Here is a 724-nt window from a genome sequence, read left to right as displayed (position 1 = left end):
TCTGTTCCTTGGAAAGCTGAATGAGTAACTAAGAGAACACCAAGAATTCCTCCACCAGTCGTGAAGCTACCAAGTCCTCCGACAAATCCATGATTACCAACTGAAAGATTTTTAGCGACATCAATATGTCCGCCCATAATTCCAAAAATAGATAAGAAGCCAATAATCAAGAATAAAACAACGACGGTAATTTTAATGGCTGACAACCAATACTCTGTTTCACCAAAAGTTTTAACTGATAAGGCATTGATTGAAAAGACGATAATCAAAGCAATCAGTGAAAAAATCCAACTTGGAACATCAGGTAACCAGAATTTGATACAAAGAGCAACGGCGGTTAAATCAACTGCTACTGTAATTGCCCAGTTTAACCAATAATTCCAACCTAGAGCAAAACCAAATGCTGGATCAACATAACGTGTTCCATAGTCTGAAAAAGAACCAGACGTTGGTAGATAAGTGGCCATTTCGCCGAGTGAAGTCATGAGGAAGTAAACCATTGCTCCGATAAGAACATAGGCAGTCAGTGCCCCAAATGGTCCTGCCGTGTGAATGACATCGCCTGAAGTGAGAAATAAACCAGTTCCGATTGTCCCACCAAGGGCAATCATGGATACATGACGTGATTTTAAGCCGCGTTTTACTTGCGTCTCAGTAGTTGAGTTTGAAGAATTTTCCGTTATTCTGTCTTTAATAGGATTTATTCTACACCGACTTGTTAGAC

General features: G+C 39.9%; 1 protein-coding gene. It reads right to left on the bottom strand.

The window, feature by feature from the left end:
- Window positions 1-611, bottom strand: a 611-nt coding sequence (locus tag BABA_RS02450) for an amino acid permease (protein WP_211214151.1), incomplete at its 3' end; no start/stop codon positions are given.
- Between the last annotated feature and the right edge of the window lie 113 nt (window positions 612-724).

This window comes from Neobacillus bataviensis LMG 21833 (assembly GCF_000307875.1).
Classification (GTDB): domain Bacteria; phylum Bacillota; class Bacilli; order Bacillales; family Cytobacillaceae; genus Neobacillus; species Neobacillus bataviensis.
This window is presented reverse-complemented; position numbering and strand designations above follow the sequence as displayed.